Origin of the sequence: Roseomonas populi, assembly GCF_024594815.1 — a bacterium.
GTDB lineage: Bacteria > Pseudomonadota > Alphaproteobacteria > Acetobacterales > Acetobacteraceae > Roseomonas > Roseomonas populi.
The window spans coordinates 1-19,178 of record NZ_JANJOU010000028.1 but is presented as its reverse complement, the minus strand read 5'-3'; the positions used below and the strand labels follow the sequence as shown (position 1 = coordinate 19,178).

Genomic DNA, 19,178 nt, shown 5'->3' with positions numbered 1-19,178 from the left:
CGTTGGATAAACTATGGCCTGGCCGCAGCCCGCCCTGCAAGATAAATTATCAGTCGATCATTTCAGGCGTCGGCGTAGACCCGTGAGAAGCCTCCGAGGAAGGTAGAGACGCGAAGTGCGATGTCTCGGTCGAGGTCGGCCGGCATCGGCATGCGATAGATCCAGCGCCGCACCCCGAGGTAGTAGATGGCCGCGTGGAGACCCCAGACGAGTTCCACCTCCTCGTCGCGCACCGGGGAGGTGTCCTCCTGGCCACAATCGACGCGAAGCTCCAGAACCACCTTGTCGAAGACGGTCGCCCTCAGGAAAGCGATGTACCGGGCATTGAAGTCGAGACCCTTAAGGCCCGCGAACATGAAGAGGCGTACCCATTCATAGGTCATGATCACCTGGGCGTAGTCCTGGTAGAAGGCAGTCAGCCGCTTCTCTAGAGGCCGAGAACGGTCCGTGAGCCACTTCTCCCACTGCGGATTCCAACGGCTGAGGTAGACTTCCTGGTAGACGCGGTCGAGCAGCACCTCCTTGCTTGGAAAATAGCGGTAGAGCAGAGGCTGCGTGATGCCAAGGCGAGCAGCGAGTTCCCGCGTGCCACCCTCGAACCCGACGTCCGCGAAGAACGCTACGGCACCCTCCAAGATCCTCGCTTCACGGTCGGCCGGAGCCATACGCCGACCGCGCCCAACTGGAGCTAGCGTCAATCAAGGTCTCCATAGTTGATCACCTGATCAGTGTAGCATGGGCAGGGTGTATCGGGGGAACCAGCACCGAGGCGGCGCACACCCTTCAGTGCTGCAGCGTTTGCCCCGCAGCAGGCCCATTGGCGCCAACCGCTTCAGACTTCGGGCAGTCAGGCCAAATGTTGATTTTCGAGCAGCTTGCTCGGCGGCGGATATCGGATACACGATCGAAATAGGCCCAAGAGGCTCGACCTGATCCAGGTCCAACAATCCCATTTCGCGCCATCTCAAGCCCTGCGACGAGGGTGCTGGCGAGTGCCGCCCGGAGGCGGACAGGGCGGTCGGACGCATGCGACGGGATGGGCGGCAGGCAGCGCTCCAGGGTCAGCGACATCGGGATCTGCCCGAGCAGTTCGGTGATGCGGCGGGCCGCGTCCGGAATGCGCCAGAGGTCGGGCGGGCTGGGCCGGTAGGTGGAGATGGGAGCGGCGGTCTGCCCTTCCCTGCCTTCCAGCATCGTCAGCGTCGCCTCCAGGAACGCGACGAGGAGCTCTGCCTGGGGGCTTGCGGGAGCTGGTGTGGCCTGCCCCCGGCCGAACATCGCGCGCCCGAGCTGCGGGCGCGTCGTGAGCCAGTCGGCCCCGGCCCGCATGCGGGCGAGCTCGTCCAGCAACTCCAGCCGCCGGGCCGCGGCCGCCCACGCATCCTCCGCCTCCTTCGGGCTAGAGGGGGCCAGGAGCTGCGCCTTGAGCAACAGGAGCTGGCCGGACCGGCAGTCCTGCCTCGCCGGATGAGGTGTTCCAGCCGGCCATGGACATGCGCAACGCGGGCCCTGCCTCCCCGACGATCGTGCCCGGCTCCGAGCAGCCGGCCTCGGGCAGCCTTCGAGACCTAGCGTTCTCAATCGGGACGGAGGTCGGCGGACTGGCAGGACGGCTGTCCCCGGCCACGACCACCGCCATCGGCGACCTCGTGCGGGGGATGAACTGCTACTACTCCAACCTGATCGAGGGCCACGACACCCGCCCCATCGACATCGACCGCGCCCTGAAGGACGACTTCGCCGGCGACGCGAGGAGGCGGAACCTCCAGCTGGAGGCCGCCGCCCACATCGGGGTGCAGGCCGCGATCGACGCGGGCGAGCTCGATCACCTCGCGGCGCCCTCGGCGCTGGCCGTCTCGGCTCGACGAGGGCGCGCCGGAGCGCTTCGGGCGCGCGGACCAGCTCGTCGCCATCGCCGGCCTCCACCACCGCCTCCTCTGGGTACACCCCTTCGCGGACGGGAACGGGCGCGCCACGCGCCTGCTCTCCCACGCCCTGCTGCGGCGGACCGGCATCGGATCGGCCCTCTGGTCCGTGTCCCGCGGCCTCGCGCGTAACGTCGACTCCTACAAGGCCCGCCTCGCCCGCGGCGACGACCCACCCCAGGGCGCTGTCGTGCGGGCGCAGGATCCGGTCCATGTCCATCAGGGCTGGCGTCCCCGCCCTGGGCGTGAAGCGGGCGGCGGCCTGGACGAACTCGTCGGCCGAGGTTCTGGTCCTGCCCTTACAACTCGGCCCGAAACGGCTCTTCCTGTTGCGGAAGGAGCGCCTACAGCCGCCCTGGTGGCTCGGCGCCGCTCTGCTATGCCCAGGACATGACAGACGCCATGGTGGCGGCCTGGAAAGCTGCTCGTCATTGTTAGATCAGAAGGAGGGAGTCCATGAGTATCGCGGCAGGTGGCGATTTCACGCTTAAGCAGGACGGAACGAAGGTCAGCGACTTCGCCACTCTCGATCAAGCGGTAGCTGCGGGGCTGAAGCAGGCACAAAAGTTGGCCGCCCAGGATTCACCCCGGACAACAGTCTTCACCGTTGCGGACCTATCGGGGGCGGAGGTGTGGAAATCGTCGCCTGCGGCAGCTTCATAATTATCGAACGCTGCCTCGGCACATTCGGCCGGATGGAGTTGCTGAAGACCTGGAGTGCTCTGCCGCGGGACGCGCGGAAGGAATTGGTCCTGGGCCTGTAACGATTGCACATGCGCGGGAGCGCTAACGGCCGTTTCGCCGAGAGGGCCAGAGCCGTCACCGCCTCGCCGTCCCAGGTGGGGCGCTCTCCCACCCGTGTTACCGCAATGTTCTTGTTTGGCCTACCCTTGCATAGCAATGTCCGATTCGCCCCCTCGCATGCGCCTCCAGCTTCGGCCCTCGCCACCGTCGCCATTGCGGGCTGACGCCGGCCGGGACGAGCTGGTGCGGCTCTGGGAAGGGCTCGACCGCGAAGGCCGGCGCTTGGTGCTGTCGAACGCCCGCGCTGTGGCAGAGGTGACGGGGCGTATGCCGGATGGGTTGCCGGAGCCGCCTGCCTCCTGACCTGCGCCTGTCCTTTCTCGCCCTGAAGCCCACCACCGACGCCCGCGCCGAAGTCACGATCCTAGACTGCGGCCGGTGCCACCCGGGCCGGGTGCTAAAGTGGAGCGGCGGCGTCTATCAGGTGGAGCTGCCGGACCCCGAGGTGGTGAACCTGCTGCGGATGCTCTCCGACCACTACACCACGGCAAGTACGGCGCCACCGGTCGAGGGGCGGCGCGCGAAGCTGGTGGTGGAGGTGTTGCTGGAGGGCGAGGCGGCCGAGGGCGGGCGCCGCATTGCGGAGGCCTGCCGCCTGCTCGGCCTGGCGCTGGGGCGCATCGAGTAGGGCGAGGCGCAGGGGCTGGTCGCATATCATGCCGATGAGCGGCGTGTAGCGTGGCGGCTGACAACGCCGGCACACGGGCGCGGGGTGGCGTGACCTGATGGGCCTGGACGTGTGTGTACGAAGCTGGGCACGCGGTGCTGGGCTGGCGGGTGTTCGGCATGCCGCCCAGTTGGGTCAGAGTCCACATGGGGCCGCCCCTCCAGGCACAGTGCCTGTTCCCCGGCGAGGATCCCCGCACCCGGAAGGAAGCGCAGCAACCCGCCATATACTCGGCGGGCGGGCAGGCGGCGGTGCTGGAGGCGAAGGGGCGAGGCCTGCTCCCCGCCGGCCCCAACCCGGATGCTGGATACAGCGAGCCCTATGGCCAGGGCTGCGATGTCCACTGGAGCCACGAGCTGGAGCGGCGCTTCGGTGCGGGGCTGGAGAACCGCGCCAAGGCGCCAGCGCTGGAGATCTCGGAGTAGAATTGGCCCATCATCCAGCGGATCGCGAAACTGTTGGCGACCGGGATGCCGCTCTACAGCGACTACCTGGATCTGATCCTCAACACGAGGGTAGCACCGGCCTACCAAATGCTGCGCCGCAGCATGTTACTTGTGGGCGGGGTGCGGTGCCGTATGCTCGTCTTTGGCAGGCACGACTTGCCTGTCTTCTTGGACGTTTCCTCCCCAAACTCGGCGGCGCCCTTGGGCGTCGCCTTTTTTTGGGTCGGCAGCGCCGCCCTACGCCGCCATCCTGCCCAGGATCCGGCGCAGAACCACGACACCGTCCAGATTCCGCTTTGCCTCTTCGATACCGCCTCGGCACATGGACCGGCAGCCTTATGCAGGGCTGATCTGGGCTTTGAACGCAGAACCGCCCGTCACGGCTTGACGAGATGCTGAACGAGCGCCGCTGTCTCGTTACCTTTCTCACCTATTCCTGGTTTTCACCATCCTCGCCATGGTGGCGGCTCTTGGATGAGCAGCTCCGGTGGAGTGCTGCCAACGACAGGGCTCCTGGAACTACACCTGCCAGCTGATTGCTTAGAACGCCACCGCCCGGCGCGCCTCCCTCCGTGGCAGGCGGCGCTGGCGAAGTTCGATCTAGTTCGAATGCGGCAGCAATGGGGCGGTGGTTGCCGGCTGCTGGCCTCGGGGCGGGTGCCTGCCTTTACGGCCTGGATCCAGCATCAGCTCTGAACGAGCATGGTTCCATGCTTTGTCGAACAAGTTTCACCAGAGAGAAATAAAATATCCCACAACTCTGGTATCCGGAGATACTGGTTCTGAACTGTCGATGTGCAATATGGGGGGTGTTCGGCAGCACTACTGAGCGCTACGCCCCATTCTATTGCGGATTGGATCGTCTCTTGATTTTTAAAATCAGCCAGGGTGATGAAGTATCTTCGGTAAAGGCTGCGGACCTGTCAGTCCCTCCCAGCACCAGGATCATGGCCAAGAGTGCCGGGCAGGCTGAGCACATGGGCATGTCGCCCAAGAGCCTTGAAAGCCAGCGGCGTGATGGTCCAGCAGAGGCAAATCACCGCTCCCCGACATCGTCGGACGCAGCCGTCGGACGAGAGATCCGAGATCTCCGCCAGGCACAAAGGATGACGCAGAAGGCGCTCGCGAGGATGGTGGGCGTCACCGGCGCCCAGCTGCATCGCTATGAGATGGGCACCACCCGGATCGCAGCCAGCAGGCTCATCAGCATCGCGAGCGCGTTGGAGATCCGCCCGGACGTGCTGATCACGGCCGGAGCCAACGAGAATGTGCCGCCGCCCGCACCAGACCTCCAGTCCAGCGCCGGCGACGACATCGCTGAGTTGCTTCAGGTCTTCTGCACGATCACCGATCCGAAGCGTCGCAGCGCCCTGATCGCAGTGGCCAAGATGATGGCTGGGTAAGCGGTCCAGAGGACATCGAAGCCGTGAGCAAATACTACTTTGACAGGTTTGATGGCATCGAGTGCATGCGCGACCAAGTCGGCGCCGATCTCTCCAGCCGGGAGACGGCGCGTCAGGCAGCTCAGGAGTTGCTGTCCGAGATCGCCCAGGAAGGCATCCCCGATGGGAGCAGCCGAGAGTTCATCGTGGATGTGCGAGACAACTTAGGCATCCTGATCTACACCTGTCGGCTCTCCCTGACTGGGCGCTGGTTGGATCACTCCGTCCCGCCTCTCGGCAACCGCGCCTCTTCTGTCAGCAATTGAGCATCTGGCCGAGGACACGGCCAGCGAGGCCCAGTTGGCGCCTACGGCTCTTGCGGAGGTGGAGAAGCCCTGGAAGGCGGCGGGAACAACACCGCTCCATTCTCGTTTGTCACGGCCACATTCACCTCCTGGCCTTCCCCCATGAGAAGCGGATCCTGCGCTTCCGCGATCGCCTCCTCAGCGGTGTCGTATTCCTCGCTTCGGACCACCTTTCCGTCCGACGCCCTCTTCCACCTCACCGTGAACATCGCCTGCACTCCTGCTCGCTTTAACCGTACTGCTCCACCAGGGCGTCCAGCTCGGCCACCATCTCCTGAAGCCGGGCGCTGCCCAACGCATCGTGCCGATCGCCAGGAGCACCGCCGCTGAAGAAGCCATGGCGGGACGCGCGATCCGGCGCCGATTGTTACCACCGTGGCTCCGGAGAAGAGAACCAGGATCGGGGCGGCCAGCCACAGGGGAAGGAAGCCGGTCACGTCCTCGCCCTCCTTACCATCATACGGATGGCGGCCGGGGACATGCCCAACCGCTCCCCGATCGCCTCCCAAGTGCAGTCCTGCGCCAGCATGGCGCGCGCGATCCGCACCCGCGCGCCGTCTCCGGATTGGCGGGGCGCTTGCGGTGGCGGGGCCGAAGCCCCGCGCGCTTGGCGCGCATTCTGGCGGCGTCGGGTTGGAGGCCCAGCGTCTCCCCCAGCCCCCGGTAGGTGGCGCCGTCGGCCAGGATGGCGGCTATAATGGCGCGGCCGGTCATGCTGGCACCGCGTCTGTTCGCAGGCTGTCACACCATAGGTTGTTGTTGCGCATCGTTGGGGACCGCCATACCTCCTGCCTGAGCACAGGAGATCGAGGCGATATCCAGAGATCTTCGTGCTGAGGCGCGGCAACTGGCCGACGTGACACGCCGGATAGACCGGGCGACCACTGCCATGGCGACCACGCGCAAGGGCCTCACCTCACCCGCCAGTTCGCTCATGAGGACCAAGCGTTGCGCGCTGTGGTCTTCTATCGGAGAGGCGGTTGGGACCTTGCCGTCTTGGATGACACGGGGCGTGAGCTGGCCCTGTGGAGGCCTGATCCGGTCGTGTTCCGCGGCGACCCGATAGAGACTGCCCTGAGCGTGCTGGACGTAGTGGTCATCATGGTTCGGAACGGGGCGCTGCCGCTGAAGCGACGCTGACCATCAGGGGAGAGAGGCGGCGGGTTGGCCGTAAGGGGAGCGACCCCAGGGGGACCGGATTGCTGGCCCCACCTCCAGGGCCGCCCGCACGCGACAGGGCTTCAACGGACGGCAGGAGCCGGCAGTTTCGCCTTCCACGTGCCATCTAGCGAATGCCATCCTTGCCCTATGGATCTCCTGCCCGAGCACCGCCGCGACATGGAACACGCCGAGAGGGTGCGCGCCGCAGCCCAGGCGCTGAACGTCGCGATGCTGGCCGCCGCGGAGGATGGCTTGATCGTCGTAGTGGAGGTGCTGGGGCAAAACCTCGGTGAGGATGTCGCCAGCGAGGCGCGGTTGGCGCCCACGGTGTCGGTGGTGGTGGAGAGGGCGTAAGGGGCCGGTTGGTATGGAAGCCTGAAGGCCTTCTTCATAGGCGGAGCCGATCGCAGAAATCGGCGCGGCCCGCCTCGTCAAAGATCCTGACAGGCCGGTATGGTCTCGGAACCAACCCGGTCCCGGAACCCCGCCATGCCGCCCAAGCCCCTCTCCCTGGACAGCCTCGATAAGGTCGTGGGCGGCGCCTTCCAACAGACGGGAGCGGGGAACGACATGGTCACCGGCACCGGCCAGGACGACGTCATCTTCTCCGGCTCTGGCAACGACACCATCGCTGCGGGTGCCGGGAACGACCAAGTCTTTGGCGAGGCCGGGAATGACCTCATCAGCGGCGGCGTCGGCAACGACCTGCTCTTTGGGGGCGACGGCCACGATACCCTCAACGGGGGCGCCGGTCAGGATCAGCTCCAGGGCGGGGAAGGCAACGACAGCCTGGACGGCGGCGTGGGTGACGGCGCGGCGGACGTGGCCTACGGCGGCGCGGGCAACGACAGCTTCATCTGGGCGCCAAGTGACGGGAGCGACCGGTTCGAGGGCGGCTCAGGGACCGACACGCTGCAGCTGGACAACGTGAACCTGCACCAGTTGCAGTCCTCGCTGGCGCTGGACGGCAACGTGAACCTGCAGATGCATGTTGGCAGCAGCCCTCAAGGGCCGACGGTGAGCTTCACCGACGCCCAAGGCAATCCAGCCACCTTCAGCGGCACCATCAACATCGGCGGCGAGACCCTGCGCTTCTCCGAGATCGAGAAGATCCAGCTGGTCTGAGGCTCAGAGTTCTGACTTGACCTCAAACCTGGAAACTGGTCCGGCTGATCTGAGAGGCTTCCGGCAGGGTTGTTAACCTGGATGGAGGCCCGCCGATGAGGAAGAGCCACTACACAGAGGAGCAGGTGTCCTTCGCGCTGAAGCAGGCGGAGTTGGGCACGCCGGTGGCCGAGGTCTGTCGCAAAATGGGGGTGTCCGAGGCGACCTTCTTCCGCTGGAAGCAGAAGTACGGGGGCCTCGGCCCGTCCGAGCTGCGGCAGTTGCGGCAGCTCCAAGAGGAGAACACGAAGCTGAAAAGGCTCGTGGCCGACCTCAGCCTCGACAAGGCCATGCTGCAGGACGTGTTGGCAAAAAAACTCTGACGCCTGGCCGCCGGCGCGAACTCGTCCGCCACGTGCAGGACGCGTTCGGGGTAAGCGAGCGGCGGGGCTGCGCGGCCCTGCGGTTCCACCGCTCCTCCCAGCGCTATCGCGCTCGCCGGGACGGCCAGGCGCACCCGCGGATGCGGATCTGCGAGATCGCGGCCGTCCGGGTCCGCTATGGCTATTTGCGAATCCACGTGCTGCTGCGACGGGAAGGGTGGCGGGTGAACCGGAAGCGGGTCTACCGGCTGTACCGCTTGTAAGGGCTGAGCCTACGGCGCAAGAGGCCGAGGCGGCACGTCACGGCGGCGCGGCGATTGGAGCGCGACGCAGCGCTGAGGCCGAACCAGCACTGGTCGATGGACTTCGTGTCGGATGCGCTGTTCGACGGACGCCGGATCCGGGCGCTGACGCTGGTGGACAACTTCACCCGTGAGGCGCTGGCGGTCGTCGTGGATGGCAGCATCCGCGGTGAGCACGTAGTCGAGACCGTCGAAAGGATCGTATTGCAGCGCGGGGCGCCGCAGTTGATCCGGGTCGACCATGGGCCGGAGTTCGTCTCGAAGGTGCTGGACCGCTGGGCCTACGAGAATGCTGTGACGCTGGACTTCTCCCGACCAGGGAAGCCGACGGACAACTGCTTCATCGAATCCTTCAAAGGACGGCTCCGGGACGAATGCCTGGACACCCATTGGTTCTTGTCGCTCGAGGACGCCAGGAGCAAGATCGAGGCTTGGAGGAGGGACTATAACGCGTCCCGGCCTCACAGTGCCCTGGGGCACCTCACGCCCCTCGAGTTTGCTGCTTAGGCGGCCGCAAACGGCCCCTGAAGAAGCCGGCCGGCTCTCCCATGAGCCGGACCACTTCCGGGTACAGGGTCAACACCAGGATCCACTAAGATTTCGGCCGGATCCCCTCATGGGGGCTGGTCAGTCCTTCGTCAGGTTCTGCTGACCCCAGTAGCTGATCCGTTCGCCGCGCAGCTGGGCGCTGCCGACGCTGTAAGTGATAACGTCGACGAGATCCTGCTCCAGCACGAGGCCGCAGCGGGCGAGGCTATCTGGGTCTTCCAGGGCCAGGGCAGCGGCGAGTTCCGCCTCGTTCCGCACCACGGCTTGGCTCAGCCCGGCCTTGCCGCATACATCCTTCAACCGTGCCGGACCGTGGGTGAGCAGCAGGCGCCCGGCCCTGAAAGCATCGTTCCGCGTGAAGGCCGTGTAGCCGCGCAGAACGCAATCCGATGTCTCCTCGGCCATCCAGTGGGACCACTCGGGCGGGCATGCCGCAGCCGGGTCCACCAGCCCATGGGCAATGGCCTTCGTTCCCACGAACATGGCGGGGAGAATTCCGCCCAGGATCCGCGAAGGAGAGAGGGCGCCGAGGCCATGCCCCGGAGTTACCTCGATCGTGTCGCCTGGAACGAGGAAGACGGCCCGATCGGCAGCTTGCGCCGCTTCGACAGCCGGGAGGAGCGGGACGCTCAGCAACCCGGCGATCCGCGTCAGCAGCACGTGGCGCGATGCGCGGTCGTGCTCGTTAGAGGTGTGTTCTCGCTCCTCCGCCAGGGGGGGCACCCCTTCGAGAGAAGACCTCGCCACAAGCGGCGTCGAGGCAGCCGGGAATGACCCGACCTCCGGACGGACGTCGTTGAGCATGATGCACCTGAGATGATGATGATGCTCTAACGTCGATTTCAGAACGTGCTTTGAGCCGCCATCAGGACTTCATGCCGACGACAAGCCTCACCTTATCAAGCCTCCGCGTGGCCGAAGTCGGACGTCTCCCTTCCCGGCCCGGTTCGGGCACCCCGCCGCAACCCGGCCTGCACGCGGTCGATCAGCTCAGTTCGCTTGTACGGCTTGCCCAGCACCTCCAGGGCGACCGACTGCGGGCCATCGATCGACATCTCGTCGTTGTAGCCGGTGGTCAGGATCACGGGCGTGCCCGGCGACCGCTCGCGTACCTGCTCGGCCAGGACCAACCCGTTGGCTCCGCCGGGCATCAGCACGTCCGAGAACACAAGGTCGAAGGCATCCCCGCTCGCGGCCGCGTCATTGAAAGCCTTGATCGCCTCCTCGGCGCTATGTGCGACGGCCACCCGGTAGCCTATCTCGACCAGCGCTTCGCGAGCCATCTCGGCGATCTCGCGACCATCATCCACGACCAGGATGAGTGGAACCCGGGCCGAGGCCTCGACCGCCTGGGCTTGGTAGCCAGTATGGCTCGTCCCCTTCGCCTCCACTTCTGGCACATAGCGGGGGAAGAGCATCCGGACGGTCGTTCCCCGCCCGGGCTCGCTCTCGATCTCAAGCCGCCCACCAGATTGCTGGACGAAGCCGTGTACCATGGCGAGGCCGAGACCCGTGCCGTGCTGCGGACCCTTGGTGGTGAAGAAGGGCTCGACCGCCCGGGCTTGAACATGGGGCGGCATGCCCACGCCCTCGTCGCTGACACAGAGCAGGACGTAGTCGCCCGGTTCCAGATGGCGGGCAGCGGCGTCGCCGTTCAGATGGATGGCCCGCGTCGTGATGGTGATGGCGCCCCCTGTGGGCGAGGCGTCGCGGGCATTCACCACGACATTGAGGAGAGCCATCTCCAGATGGTTGGGGTCCACCTTCACCTGGGGCAGGCGGCGTTGCAGGTTGAGGTGCAGATCGACCTTTTCGCCGACGGAGGTGTCCAGCAACTCGGTGAATGAGTTCACCAGCTCGGTCAGGTCGACGCCCTTGGGCTCCAACCGAGTACGCCTGGCGAATGCCAGGAGCTGGCGGGTTAGCTTGGCCCCACGATCCGATGCAGCCATAGCCGCGTCGTGGAAGCGTTCGAAGGCACGATCGTCGAAGCGCTTGGCCTTCATGCGTTCCAGGCTGCTGTCGATGACGTGCAGGAGATTGTTGAAGTCGTGCGCCAGCCCCGCGGTCAGCTGACCGATGGCTTCCATCTTCTGGGCCTGGCGGAGGGATTGCTCGCTCTCCCGGCGCTTGGAGACGTCAAGCTGGCTGGCGAAGAAGAAGATCAGCTCGCCCGCCGTGTCGAAGACCGGGCCCATGAAGATGGCGTTCCAGAACGGCGTGCCGTCGCGACGGTAGTTCAGGATCTCCAGCGCAACAGGCCGCTTTTCCTGAATGGCCTCTCGAAGCTGGCGGACATGGGCGGGGTCAGTCCCGGCTCCCTGGAGGAAGCGGCAGTTGCGCCCGACCACCTCCTTTTCTTCGTAGCCGGTCAGGTCGAGAAAGGCATTGTTGGCAAAGGCGATGGGGCAGTCGTCCTGGCGGGGATCGGCCAGGATCATCGGCATCCGGGTCATCTCGACGGCGGCGAAGAAGACGCTGCCACGATCGTCAAGGGTGGTGTCGGTGATCTCGGCCTGTTTCCAGTGATGCAGGCCGGGGCGGCCCAAGGGCTCCAGTGCTCCCTGGTCCATCGAGCCTTCCGCCGGGATGCCGCTGGCCACCCCGGCCGCTTGGTCTGGTTCATCCATCGAAGGCCCCCAGCAATCGATCCAGCCTGCGGGAGGCCAGTGTAAAGAGGGCCAGAGATAGGGCGGAAATTGAACAAGCAAAGGGGCCACCAAGCATCCGAAGCAGCCCCTCTTGGGCCATTGAGGCCCAGACCCTAGTACAACCGCCTGGGCCGTCGCTGACGCGGCTGGTTACGAGTGCTGGTCACCACCCGCGCCACCGGAGCGCTTCAGGCTAACGGCGGTGTTGCTGGAAGGCGGGGTGCGGCTGTCGGCGGTCCAGCGGCCGGAGGCGGTGACGTCCTTGGGCGCTCAGCGGAACTGCGGGGTGTGGTCGACAGCGGCATAGCCGAATCCAGACTGGGACGAGAGAGAGCAGACCTCTGCGTCAGCCATCTGGCTTGCCCTTGCGCTTAAAGGGTCATCCTGCTTCGAGAGCGGCACGGATCAAGCGTGCTGCGGCTTCACCCTTGGCCGCCTCGCGCCATAGGCTGTCCGCCACCTCGTCGTGCAGGCGAACCGCATCCGGGGCACGGGTGACCATGGCAATGCCGGCCGAGAGGTTGGCATGCGCGCCGATCCGGAAGGGGCTGATGGCCAGGCTTGTCTCTCCCCGTCCTCTCGCCATGGAGAAGCCCGTGCTCGGGACCGGGCGTTGAAGGACCGCGACCTGCACGCCGCGCGGCGGCGCTTCGGCCAGCACGGCGGCGGACTTCGCCTCGTGCCGCGCGAGGGAGCGCCGCCGCTCCCGTTCCACCTCCGATAGCGAGGCGGTCCCGGCGATGCCCTCGCGCAGGGCGTCCCTGATTTCCGGTAGGGAGACGAGGGCCGCGATGGAGGGCCGGCGGCGGCGATAGGCCGCCTTGCGGGCCTGCAGCGTGGCCAGCAACGGCGCGGGGTCCGTTCCGGGCGGCAGCGTTTCCCGCACGAGGTCCGGCAGCACCAGGTCGTAAGCGTCCGACGTCAGGAGGAAGGAGCCGGTGCCGAAGAGGACGAAGATGTGTTCCGCCGTTTCCTCCAACTGGCGAAGCCGCTCGAAGAAGGCGCCGGCGGAGGCGAACCACTCCGCGCCGACGCCCAGCAAGGTGCCCAGGGGCAAGTTCAGCAGCGCCGCCGCCCGTTCCAGCGTCGGCAGCTTCGGCGGCTCCCCCCGCTCGTAGCGGTAGAGGGCCGTGCGCGAGATGCCGAGGCGCGCGGCCATGTCGTCCGCCGTCAGGCCGCTGGCCATTCGATGGGCGCGCAGCCTCTCACCGATGCCGGGGTAGCGCCGAAGGTCGGACATGGGGGACGACCAGCAGGACTCGTGCCATGGTGCTCTTTTCGGGACGCCAGCCTGAATTTGACCACGGGGCCGGCATCCTCCCAGTCCGCCCATTCTCCGTTCTTGAGCGATGCCCGGGGCGCCTGGATGCTGCGCCCACCGAACAGGTTGCGGATGGAATATGCAAAGCGTCACCGTCGAAGGTTCCCGCGTGGCCTACGAGGAGGCGGGAACCGGGGACCGCTGCATCGTTTTTGTCCATGGCGGCTTCGGAAGCAGCTCCGGCCTGTGGTGGCAGACCATGGCGGCCCTGCCGGCTGGCTGGCGGGGCCTGGCGATCAACAACTTCATCGAATCCGACCCGCCGCCAGCCGGCTACAACATCCCCTCCTTCGCACGCCGACTGGCCGGGTTCATCCGGGCGCTCACCCCCGGTCGGGCGGTGATCTGCGGCCATTCCATGGGCGGCGTGGTCTGCCAGGAGGCCGCGATCAGCCATCCCGAGGTGGTCGCGGGCCTAGTGCTGGTCGGGACCGGTCCGTCGATCCGCAACCACGGCATCGCCATGGAGGTGCTGCGCCAACTGGAGGAGGGCGGCGGCAGCCGCGAGAACCTGGAGGCGATTAGCCGCCACTGGTTCGCCGAGATTCCGGACCAGACACTGTTCGACGAGTACGTGGATACGGCCACCCGCGCCCCGCTGCAGGGGATGATCGACGCCCAGCTCAGCCTTGTCGCCACCGACCAGGAACCGCGCCTGCCGCGCATCGGGGCACCGACGCTGATCCTGCACGGCGCCCGCGACCATGGCCGCACCATGGAGCACGCGCACCGCCTGCGGGACGGGATCCCCGATACCGAGCTGGTCGTCTTCCCGGAGAGCGGCCATGCCCCGATGTGGGAGGCGGCCGCGGCGTTCGACACCGCCCTCGCCCGCTTCCTCACCCGGCTGCCCGACAGCCGCTTCCAGCCGGAGGTCCCCGCATGAAGCGCGCCATCCTCGCCCTCGCGGGCGGCCTCGCCCTGCTGGCGCCCGCTGCACAGGCCAGGACGCTCCGCTACGCCTCGGTCGGCGACATCCGCACCATGGACCCGCACGGCCTCTACGAGACCTTCACCCAATCCACCCTGGCGAACATCTACGAATCGCTGCTCCGCATGACCGAGATGCTGGAGCTGGAGCCCTCTCTCGCCGTCTCCTGGGAGCAGGCGCGGCCGGACATGTGGCGCTTCCGCCTGCGCCCGGGCGTGCGCTTCCAGGACGGCACGCCGCTGGCGGCGGACGACGTGGTCTTCTCCATCCAGCGCGCCATGGCGGACGGATCGGATATGAAGGTGGCCACCGCCACCATCCGGGCCGTCACCTCGCCCGATCCGATGACGGTGGAGATCGAGACCAAGGGGCCGAACCCCATCCTGCCGCGGGAGATCGTCTTCCTCGGCATTATGTCCCGCTCATGGGCGGAGGCGCACAACGCCACCCAGCCGGTGGACATCCGCAAGGGGCAAGACAACTTCGCCAGCCGCAACGCCAACGGCACCGGCCCCTTCCGCTTGGTGCTGCGGGAGCCTGACAGCCGCACCGTGCTCGCCAGTAATCCGGGCTGGTGGGACACGCCGCGCCACAATCTGACGGAGGTGGTGTTCCGCCCGATCGGCAACTCCGCGACGCGCGTCGCCGCCCTGCTCTCGGGCGAGTTGGACCTGATGGAGCCGGTGCCGGTGCAGGACATCCCGCGCATCGCCGCCGCGCCGGGCCTGCGCGTGCTGCAGGGGCCGGAGATACGGACCGTGTTCCTCGGCATGGATCAGGCGCGGGAGCAGCTGACGGACAGCCCGCTGCGCGGCCGCAACCCGCTGAAGGACCTGCGTGTGCGCCGGGCCATGCTCCTGGCGGTGGATGCGGAGGCCATCCACCAGCGGATCATGCGGCGGGAAAGTCGCGTGGCCGGTCTCATCATCGGGCCGGGGATCGAGGGCTACGACGCCGCGCTGGACCTGCGGCCGCGGACCGACGTGGAGGCGGCCAAACGTCTGATGGCCGAGGCGGGCTACGCGGACGGCTTCGAAATCGGGCTGGACTGCCCGAACGACCGGCTGGTGAACGACGCCGCCATCTGCACGGCGGTGGTGCCGATGCTGGCCCGAATCGGCATCAAGGTGGTGCCGAACATCCGCCCGCGCGCCCAGTGGTCGCAGAAGGTGCTCTCTCGCGACACCAGCTTCTACCTGCAATCCTGGTCCACCCCGACCTACGACGCGTTCAATCCCCTGGTCTCCATCGCGGCGGCGCCGCGGAACGGCCACGGCGCCTTCAACTCCGGAGGCTACGAGAACGCCCGGATTGAGGAGCTGATCCCGCGCATCCAGCGGGAGACCGACGCGGCCGGACGCCGGGCCATGATCGGCGAGGTCCTGCGGATCCACCGGGACGAGATCGGGCATATCCCCCTGCACCAGCAATTCCTCGCCTGGGGCGTGCGGGCCAATGTCGCCACACCGCTGATGCCGGACAACGTCATCAAGCTCTGGCTCACGCGGATCGACTGACCTGTATTCACAAGAGCTCGAGCGGGAGGGTGGCCTGTCAGGCAGAGGCAAACGCACTCGCTTGCCTCTGCCCGGGGCTGGCCGAAAGCGGAACTTCTGCTTCTGGGCGGAGCGTCTGGGAAAGCGGGATCCAGGGGATGGAGGATTCTCGGCCGCTTCCGACCCGGAGCCGACTCTCGCTATCCCCCCAGCGCTGCCCTACCACTTCCTGACGTGCGTCCTCCTCGATACCATCCGGGCCGGCACCCACGGCCGGTTCGCGACACGTGCGAGGCAGGCTAAGCTGGCCCTCGATCCGGATCACGCAAACATCCGCAGGATACGAGGGGCAATGAGCGCCAACTGCATCTCGAACGGCTCCAGAATGCTGCGTGCCCTGGCAATCGCCGTTGCCGTCGTGGGTTCCTGCACGGTCACGCTCGCTGCTGTGGCCGACCCAGCCGGCACGCAGGTGGTCCTGACATGCCGGATCGCAGGGCAGAACCGGGAAGCCTCGGTCGTCCTCGAGGGCGATCGGGCAACCTACCGCTACGGCCCACCGCAGCAGAACCCGGAGCTGACCCTCTCGAGTTCGCTGGCCGATCTCGACTACCGGCGCCAGAACGGCCCCGGCAACACGATCGACGAAGTTGTCACCTTCAGGAACGGGGACACGGCTTACCACTTCGCCGCCGGCTTTCGGGAAGGGGCGGGGTCCGGCTCATCCACCCTCCGCCCGTTCGGACTGTTGACGGTCGATCGCCAGGGCACGCAGCTCGCGCGGCTGGAGTGCCGGCCGGACAGCATCGCACGCACTCCCGACGGGCTGCTCGCCCGCCTGCGTGCGATCGGGCGGGAGCGAACGTCGGATGGCGCGTCGTTCCCCAACTACGTCATCCATGACCCCGTTCGCGCCGCGCAATCCCCGCCCTGCGAGGCCGATTTCAACGTCGACACGTGCTGGAGCAGGGGCGTCAGCGCGTCGCGGCGCGGCGATCTCGGCGGGGCGCTGGAACACTACGACATGTCATGCGACGCGCGCATCACGACCCTGGGATGCTACGAGGCGGGCAAGCTGTACCTGCACGACCGGCACCTGCGGGATTACGCTCGCGCCCGGCAAAGGCTGGCGACCACGTGCGATGGCGACGACACCGGCCAGGGGCCCTATGCCTGCAAGTATATCGGCTGGATGTACCTCACCGGGACCGGCGTGCAGCGCGACCTCGACACGGCTTTCGAGGCGCTTGCCAAGGCCTGCTTCTTCCACAACACGGCCATCCTGATCGATCCGGAAGGCTGCCATTTCCTCGGCAAGGCCATCCAGGCGCGACGCGGGCGCACGGTTCGTGACGAGGACAGGGCGGACTACCTCACCTACATCGCGTTCGCGCAGGCCTGCACCGATAACGCGAAGACGGTCTGCGACGACGCGCGGGCGCTTCACGGACTGGCCGACGCGCGTTCCGCGCCATGGATCGCGCGATGCGATCGCGACGTGAAACGGTACAATCAGTTCGCGTCCTGCGCGTACATGACGGCGCCGAGGGGTGATTACGATGCGGCGCAGCGGACGCGGCGGACGCTTGCCGTTCTTTTCCGGCTCGTATCGGAAGCGGTGGATTGAGCTTCCCGGTCTCTGCCCGGCTTTGCCGCGCCCTGGCGAGGCCGCGTTCGACCCCAAGCAGCTATAGGCCACTCGGGGTGGACGAATTTCCGCTTCCCGGAAGGCGATAGAGGCACGCGAACCGCTGGGATGGGCGCAGAACGGAAGTCGCGGCTCGGCGGCATCTTCGCCGGACGCGGGAGCCGGGATCGGGTCGCCACACCTCGCCGGCACGCACGAGCCAGGTCTCCGCTCACCCAGATAGGCGGAAGCGGGAAGATCAATCCCAGCCCAGGATGCCGGGCGGAACCGATCCTTTCCGCGCGAGTAGACGGCTGCCGTACTCCTCTCCGAGAGCCTCTGCCACGCGTTCCCGAACCTCCAGCCACCACCAGCGCATGCCTTCGGCATCCTGCAGGGCGCGATGGCGGACTCGCCGCAATTCCTTCTCGGCATGCTGGGAGTCGCCCACGATCTCACTGGCGCGGTCGAGGAGAGCGCCGCGGGCAAGATGCGCGCCGCGCGTGCCCTCGGCCGGCGCCAGATGGAGGATGCGCTGGGCCTCGGGCAGGAGAACCTCGCGCTCGAGTTCGAGGACCTTGATCGAGTGCATCAGCCCGGCCGCCTGCATCAGGCGATTCAACCACATCTGCTCCCACCTGGCCGCGTCGGTCGCGACCGTCACCCCTTCCGTGCCGAGCACGTCCAGAATTCGCCGGGCTACCTCCTCCACGGACTTCCCCTCCCGCGCGAGGTGCTCGCGAGACAAACCGTGCATCCTCTCGGCCTCCGCGGACCAGTCGTCCCACCCCGGCGCGGGGCGGATGAGATGCGCTTCGCCTTCTCCGTCCTCCGTCACCCAACCAGCCTCCACGGGGAATGAGGCCACAGCCAGCGAGGACGCTTCGAAATCCAGAAAGATGATCATGGTGTTCCTTCCCACCTCAATGGCCGGGATCAAGACGCATGCTGTTGAAGACGAAATGTGCAAGTCGGTTGTACGAGCGATGCCGGGCGTTATCCGGTCTTGCCGCGTCCCAGGCAGCCACGACGCGGACCAGTTCACCCCCTCGGCCGAGCACCCTGTCCGCGAGATCGACGACATGGAGGTTGGGAACGGCCTGCGGTCGGATGCGAAGCACTTCGTCCAGCGCCTGCTGCTCCTGACCCGGGCCGAGCCGGTCGGCGAGAATAGCGAAGGCAACGGCAGTCGACCGGCCGATTCCGGCATTGCAGTGGACCAGCAACCGGGCCCGGCTCTTCGCCCGGCCAAAGGCAAGGGCGCGCTCGAGGTCGGCTTCGTCCGCCATCCTGAACCTTGGCAGGCCGGTGTGGGGCGAGGGCGCGGGGCTGTCGAGGTCGACAAAGCGCAGCACCAGGTGATCCGGTGGCTGCTGCTCGAAGCGGACGAGGTCACTCGCCGGCTGATCCGGATCTTCCACCGTGATCACGCCCGGGAACGCGTGCCCGTGGCGGCGGGCCCAAGTGCGGGCCGAGACACCGAGCGGCTCGTTGTAAATGGTTTCGATGTCATGGCTCTTTTCGATAGTCTTGAGGGTACGGGTAGATCGCTTTGCGGTGTTCCGTCCGGGAGTGCTCGAGCGGACATCCGCGCCACCACAGCGCGGTTCGCTGGGGTGCATCTGGTGAGAGCAGGGTGCGGAACTCTTCTGCGGGCCGCTGTGTCGAGGGCAGAAGTTCCTTTGACGCAGCCGTCCTTCGCGGATCAGCCATCGCCGGTATTTGAAGCCGGCACGTCTCCCGAGAGACGGTCGCCATCCCTGGTGCTCTCGAGCCGACCCCGCATGGCGCGAATGGCTGCCGAGAAGGTGGATGTGCTCCGAGGGCCGGTGGTGGCCTGCAGTACCGTCGGGCTCGTCTGCCCGGCTCCTGCTGTATTGAGCCTCGCCCTGCACTGATACGGCTCGTCGCGTGTGAAGGACGCAGGCCGCGACGGCCTTCATCCTCCACGTTGAGGAGGGCCGGAGAGGCGCAGTTACAACAGGCCTTGAAGCTCCTATAGCGGTCAAGGGGTCGCTGTAGGTGCTTGGGATGGATGGGCCGGGCGGCAGAGGTACCCAAAGC

The 19,178-nt window shown here is 66.8% G+C and carries 18 protein-coding genes and 1 pseudogene; 12 read left to right on the top strand and 7 right to left on the bottom strand.

Translation table 11 applies throughout. From position 1 onward, the window contains the following. Positions 1-62: 62 nt before the first annotated feature. Together NRP21_RS23570 and NRP21_RS23565 are read right to left on the bottom strand one after the other, a co-directional pair. A complete protein-coding gene (locus NRP21_RS23570; RefSeq protein WP_257718688.1) occupies positions 63-665 on the bottom strand; it encodes a TetR/AcrR family transcriptional regulator in 603 nt (200 codons plus the stop codon). Between the two features lie 118 nt (positions 666-783). Then, on the bottom strand, positions 784-1,431 hold the full coding sequence (locus tag NRP21_RS23565) for a hypothetical protein (protein WP_257718687.1): 648 nt from the start codon (positions 1,429-1,431) through the stop codon (positions 784-786). A 393-nt stretch (positions 1,432-1,824) separates the two neighbouring features. On the opposite strand from NRP21_RS23565, the gene NRP21_RS28100 reads away from it, so the two are divergent. From NRP21_RS28100 to NRP21_RS23520, 9 genes and pseudogenes are all read left to right on the top strand, one after another. Next, the gene (locus NRP21_RS28100; RefSeq protein ID WP_408639656.1) at positions 1,825-2,319 is read left to right on the top strand and encodes a Fic family protein; all 495 of its coding nucleotides are present in this window, start codon (positions 1,825-1,827) and stop codon (positions 2,317-2,319) included. 62 nt (positions 2,320-2,381) lie between these two features. Further along, positions 2,382-2,588 carry a hypothetical protein gene (locus tag NRP21_RS23555; RefSeq protein ID WP_257718685.1) on the top strand — a complete coding sequence of 69 codons (207 nt, stop codon included), beginning with the start codon at positions 2,382-2,384 and terminating at the stop codon, positions 2,586-2,588. Between the two features lie 415 nt (positions 2,589-3,003). Then, positions 3,004-3,357, top strand: a complete 354-nt coding sequence (locus tag NRP21_RS27955; protein ID WP_308219931.1) for a hypothetical protein — start codon at positions 3,004-3,006, stop codon at positions 3,355-3,357. Positions 3,358-3,542: 185 nt separating this feature from the next. Continuing rightward, positions 3,543-3,821, top strand: coding sequence for a hypothetical protein (locus tag NRP21_RS23545; RefSeq protein WP_257718684.1), 279 nt, complete (start codon positions 3,543-3,545; stop codon positions 3,819-3,821). A gap of 968 nt (positions 3,822-4,789) precedes the next feature. Beyond that, entirely contained in the window at positions 4,790-5,245 is a 456-nt protein-coding gene (locus NRP21_RS23540; RefSeq protein WP_308219930.1) for a helix-turn-helix domain-containing protein, read from the top strand. A gap of 23 nt (positions 5,246-5,268) precedes the next feature. Next, complete coding sequence (locus tag NRP21_RS23535; RefSeq protein ID WP_257718683.1) at positions 5,269-5,550, top strand: DUF6894 family protein; 282 nt, start codon at positions 5,269-5,271, stop codon at positions 5,548-5,550. Positions 5,551-6,897: 1,347 nt separating this feature from the next. Further along, on the top strand, positions 6,898-7,104 hold the full coding sequence (locus NRP21_RS23530; protein WP_257718682.1) for a hypothetical protein: 207 nt from the start codon (positions 6,898-6,900) through the stop codon (positions 7,102-7,104). Positions 7,105-7,239: 135 nt separating this feature from the next. Continuing rightward, positions 7,240-7,875 carry a calcium-binding protein gene (locus NRP21_RS23525; protein ID WP_257718681.1) on the top strand — a complete coding sequence of 212 codons (636 nt, stop codon included), beginning with the start codon at positions 7,240-7,242 and terminating at the stop codon, positions 7,873-7,875. A 95-nt stretch (positions 7,876-7,970) separates the two neighbouring features. Continuing rightward, positions 7,971-9,046: pseudogene (locus NRP21_RS23520) on the top strand (IS3 family transposase). A gap of 120 nt (positions 9,047-9,166) precedes the next feature. Here NRP21_RS23520 and NRP21_RS23515 read toward each other — a convergent pair. The 3 genes from NRP21_RS23515 to NRP21_RS23505 form a co-directional block, all read right to left on the bottom strand. Then, complete coding sequence (locus NRP21_RS23515) at positions 9,167-9,811, bottom strand: DUF3182 family protein (RefSeq protein ID WP_257718680.1); 645 nt, start codon at positions 9,809-9,811, stop codon at positions 9,167-9,169. A gap of 176 nt (positions 9,812-9,987) precedes the next feature. After that, positions 9,988-11,718, bottom strand: a complete 1,731-nt coding sequence (locus tag NRP21_RS23510) for an ATP-binding protein (RefSeq protein WP_257718679.1) — start codon at positions 11,716-11,718, stop codon at positions 9,988-9,990. Between the two features lie 400 nt (positions 11,719-12,118). Then, the gene (locus NRP21_RS23505; RefSeq protein ID WP_257718678.1) at positions 12,119-12,979 is read right to left on the bottom strand and encodes a helix-turn-helix domain-containing protein; all 861 of its coding nucleotides are present in this window, start codon (positions 12,977-12,979) and stop codon (positions 12,119-12,121) included. 160 nt (positions 12,980-13,139) lie between these two features. On the opposite strand from NRP21_RS23505, the gene NRP21_RS23500 reads away from it, so the two are divergent. From NRP21_RS23500 to NRP21_RS23490, 3 genes are all read left to right on the top strand, one after another. Then, the gene (locus tag NRP21_RS23500; RefSeq protein ID WP_257718677.1) at positions 13,140-13,946 is read left to right on the top strand and encodes an alpha/beta fold hydrolase; all 807 of its coding nucleotides are present in this window, start codon (positions 13,140-13,142) and stop codon (positions 13,944-13,946) included. Next, on the top strand, positions 13,943-15,508 hold the full coding sequence (locus NRP21_RS23495) for an ABC transporter substrate-binding protein (protein ID WP_257718676.1): 1,566 nt from the start codon (positions 13,943-13,945) through the stop codon (positions 15,506-15,508). The genes NRP21_RS23500 and NRP21_RS23495 overlap by 4 nt, the downstream gene beginning before the upstream one ends. 331 nt (positions 15,509-15,839) lie before the next feature. After that, positions 15,840-17,114: an SEL1-like repeat protein gene (locus NRP21_RS23490; protein WP_257718675.1), complete on the top strand. Its 1,275-nt coding sequence runs from the start codon at positions 15,840-15,842 to the stop codon at positions 17,112-17,114. Positions 17,115-17,373: 259 nt separating this feature from the next. On the opposite strand, the gene NRP21_RS23485 is transcribed toward NRP21_RS23490, so the two are convergent. Both NRP21_RS23485 and NRP21_RS23480 read right to left on the bottom strand, forming a co-directional pair. Further along, positions 17,374-18,021 (bottom strand): 3'-5' exonuclease family protein, encoded by a 648-nt coding sequence (locus NRP21_RS23485; protein ID WP_257718674.1) that lies wholly within the window; start codon positions 18,019-18,021, stop codon positions 17,374-17,376. 16 nt (positions 18,022-18,037) lie between these two features. Next, positions 18,038-18,736, bottom strand: a complete 699-nt coding sequence (locus NRP21_RS23480) for a tyrosine phosphatase family protein (RefSeq protein ID WP_257718673.1) — start codon at positions 18,734-18,736, stop codon at positions 18,038-18,040. Between the last annotated feature and the right edge of the window lie 442 nt (positions 18,737-19,178).

Excerpts from the sequence above, each read along its gene's own strand:
- NRP21_RS23545 (WP_257718684.1), top strand. The coding sequence starts at position 3,543 with ATGGGGCCGCCCCTCCAGGCACAGTGCCTGTTCCCCGGCGAGGATCCC.
- NRP21_RS23530 (WP_257718682.1), top strand. The coding sequence starts at position 6,898 with ATGGATCTCCTGCCCGAGCACCGCCGCGACATGGAACACGCCGAGAGG.
- NRP21_RS23480 (WP_257718673.1), bottom strand. The coding sequence starts at position 18,736 with ATGCACCCCAGCGAACCGCGCTGTGGTGGCGCGGATGTCCGCTCGAGC.
- NRP21_RS27955 (WP_308219931.1), top strand. The coding sequence starts at position 3,004 with ATGGGTTGCCGGAGCCGCCTGCCTCCTGACCTGCGCCTGTCCTTTCTC.
- NRP21_RS23500 (WP_257718677.1), top strand. The coding sequence starts at position 13,140 with ATGCAAAGCGTCACCGTCGAAGGTTCCCGCGTGGCCTACGAGGAGGCG.
- NRP21_RS23540 (WP_308219930.1), top strand. The coding sequence starts at position 4,790 with ATGGCCAAGAGTGCCGGGCAGGCTGAGCACATGGGCATGTCGCCCAAG.
- NRP21_RS23555 (WP_257718685.1), top strand. The coding sequence starts at position 2,382 with ATGAGTATCGCGGCAGGTGGCGATTTCACGCTTAAGCAGGACGGAACG.
- NRP21_RS23525 (WP_257718681.1), top strand. The coding sequence starts at position 7,240 with ATGCCGCCCAAGCCCCTCTCCCTGGACAGCCTCGATAAGGTCGTGGGC.
- NRP21_RS23505 (WP_257718678.1), bottom strand. The coding sequence starts at position 12,979 with ATGTCCGACCTTCGGCGCTACCCCGGCATCGGTGAGAGGCTGCGCGCC.
- NRP21_RS23490 (WP_257718675.1), top strand. The coding sequence starts at position 15,840 with ATGAGCGCCAACTGCATCTCGAACGGCTCCAGAATGCTGCGTGCCCTG.
- NRP21_RS23570 (WP_257718688.1), bottom strand. The coding sequence starts at position 665 with ATGGCTCCGGCCGACCGTGAAGCGAGGATCTTGGAGGGTGCCGTAGCG.
- NRP21_RS23495 (WP_257718676.1), top strand. The coding sequence starts at position 13,943 with ATGAAGCGCGCCATCCTCGCCCTCGCGGGCGGCCTCGCCCTGCTGGCG.
- NRP21_RS23510 (WP_257718679.1), bottom strand. The coding sequence starts at position 11,718 with ATGGATGAACCAGACCAAGCGGCCGGGGTGGCCAGCGGCATCCCGGCG.
- NRP21_RS23485 (WP_257718674.1), bottom strand. The coding sequence starts at position 18,021 with ATGATCATCTTTCTGGATTTCGAAGCGTCCTCGCTGGCTGTGGCCTCA.